The sequence below is a fragment of the Pseudomonas sp. K5002 genome, assembly GCF_013386655.1.
Taxonomy (GTDB): Bacteria; Pseudomonadota; Gammaproteobacteria; order Pseudomonadales; family Pseudomonadaceae; genus Aquipseudomonas.
In genome coordinates this window covers 1-1,501 of sequence record NZ_JACARK010000953.1, presented here as the reverse complement: position 1 = coordinate 1,501, position 1,501 = coordinate 1, and the positions used below count along the sequence as shown (strand labels likewise).

The 1,501-nt window shown below is 64.0% G+C and carries 1 protein-coding gene; it reads left to right on the top strand.

What is annotated here, in order from left to right:
- The coding region (gene glnE / locus HX846_RS31590) for a bifunctional [glutamate--ammonia ligase]-adenylyl-L-tyrosine phosphorylase/[glutamate--ammonia-ligase] adenylyltransferase (protein WP_178966903.1) at positions 1-1,501 on the top strand (1,501 nt) is incomplete at both ends.

Genomic DNA, 1,501 nt, shown 5'->3' with positions numbered 1-1,501 from the left:
GACCTGTCGGACATGGCCGACGCCAGCATCGACCAGGCCTATCAGTGGTTGTACCAGCGCCACTGCGTGTTGTTCGGCACCCCCACGGGCCGTCGCAGCGGCGAACCGCAGCATATGGTCATCCTCGGCATGGGCAAGCTCGGCGCAGTGGAGCTGAACCTGTCGTCCGACATCGACCTGATCTTCGCCTACCCCGAAGGCGGCGACACGGTTGGCGTGAAGCGCTCGCTGGACAACCAGGAGTTCTTCATCCGCCTTGGTCAAAAACTGATCAAGGCCCTGGACCCGATGACCGTCGACGGCTTTGTGTTCCGGGTCGACATGCGCCTGCGACCTTACGGCTCAGCCGGGGCGCTGGTGCTCAGCTTCAACGCGCTGGAGCAGTACTACCAGGACCAGGGCCGCGACTGGGAACGCTACGCCATGATCAAGGCGCGGGTGGTGGCCGGTGACCAGGTGGCCGGTGCGCAACTGCTCGACATGCTGCGACCGTTTGTCTACCGGCGTTACCTGGACTTTTCCGCCATCGAAGCGCTGCGCACCATGAAGCAGTTGATCCAGCAGGAAGTGCGGCGCAAGGGCATGGCCGAGAACATCAAGCTCGGCTCGGGCGGCATCCGTGAAGTCGAATTTATCGCCCAGGCGTTCCAGCTGATCCACGGTGGCCGTGACCTGAGCCTGCAGCAGCGCCCACTGTTAAAAGTGCTGGGTACCCTGGAAGGCCAGGGTTACCTGCCGCCGGCGGTGGTCGCCGAGCTGCGCGATGGCTATGAATTCCTGCGCTACACCGAGCACGCGATTCAGGCGATCGCCGATCGCCAGACGCAGATGCTCCCGGATGGCACCGAAGACCAGGCGCGGATTGCCTTCATGCTGGGCTTTCCGGACTGGACCGCGTTTCATGAGCGCCTGATGTACTGGCGTGGCCGGGTGGACTGGCATTTCCGCCAGGTGATTGCCGATCCGGATGAAGAAGAGGGCGAAGAGAGCGAGTTGGTGGTGGGCGGTGAGTGGTTACCGTTGTGGGAGGAGTCCCAGGACGAGGAAGCCGCCTGCCGTCAGTTGCAGGAAGGTGGTTTTACCGACGCGCCCAAAGCCTTGAAAACCCTGGCCGGCCTGCGCAGCAGTCCGCAATTGCGTGCCATGCAGCGCCTGGGTCGCGAGCGTCTGGATGCATTTATCCCGCGCTTGCTGGCCCAGGCCGTCGAACATGCCAACCCGGACCTGGTACTGGAGCGCGTCCTGCCCTTGGTCGAAGCCGTCGCCCGGCGTTCCGCTTATCTGGTGTTGCTGACGGAAAACCCCGACGCCCTGCGTCGCCTTCTGACCCTGTGCGCCGCCAGCCCGTGGATTGCCGAGCAGATCACTCGCTTCCCGCTGCTGCTGGACGAACTGCTCAACGAAGGCCGCCTGTTCAAGCCGCCGCTGGCGCCGGAACTGGCCGCCGAATTGCGCGAGCGCCTGACGCGCATCCCCGAAGATGACCTTGAGCAGCAGATGG